The organism is Pseudodesulfovibrio karagichevae, assembly GCF_041414475.1.
Taxonomy (GTDB): domain Bacteria; phylum Desulfobacterota; class Desulfovibrionia; order Desulfovibrionales; family Desulfovibrionaceae; genus Pseudodesulfovibrio; species Pseudodesulfovibrio karagichevae.
In genome coordinates, this window is sequence record NZ_JBGLYH010000131.1 from 1 (window position 1) to 762 (window position 762).

A 762-nucleotide genomic window follows, 5' to 3' on the forward strand; every position below is an offset into this window, starting at 1 on the left:
CCTTGAAGATCGTGGTCTCCTTGACCGTGTCCGTGACGACCATCTCGGGCAGGTCCGAGGCCATGACCAGGGTCAGGGGCTCGGTGGACAGGTCGATGTGCTTCTTGTCCTCCGTGACGTCGCACGGGATGGATTTATAGCATAATTCCGACAGCTTGATGCGCACCTCCTGGGCCGCGATGCAGTTCGCGCCGTTGCCGACCAGGGCCCAGTAACGGTGCACGGGCGCGTATTTGCGGGCCACCTCGGCGATCTGTTCCTTGTTCTCCAGGACATCGACGATCTTGCCGGGCAGTCCTTCCAGGGCGGTGATCTCCTGGAAGATCGCGGCCTTGTCCAGGGTGCCGAGGACGTCCGCCAGCCACAGCGAGAGCAGCTTGCCCGCCGCGATCTGCGAGTAGAACGCCTTGGTCGAGGCCACAGCCATCTCCACGTCCCGGCCGTTGCTGGTGTAGATGTGCGAGTCCGACTTCTGGACCAGGGGCGAGTTGCGCCGGTTGACGATGCAGTTGACCCACGCGCCCCGGTCGCGGCACAGGTCCACCACCCGGTTGGTGTCCGTGGTCGTGCCCGACTGCGACACCGGGATCAGGAACACGTCGTCCATGCGCTCGTCGCCCATGAATCCGATGAGTTCCGAGCCGGTGTAGGACTCGATGGACATGCCGGTGTCGGCCAGGGTGCGGCGCAGGAGCCGGGCCACGGCCATGGCGGCCACGGCGGCCGTGCCCTGGCCCACGCAGATGATCCTCCGGATGGGCC

1 protein-coding gene is annotated in these 762 nt (G+C 65.6%); it reads right to left on the reverse strand.

Features of this window, described 5'->3' with window-relative positions; translation table 11 throughout:
* A partial coding sequence (locus AB6M95_RS19665) for an SIS domain-containing protein (protein ID WP_371388442.1) occupies positions 1-762 on the reverse strand: 762 nt, incomplete at both ends.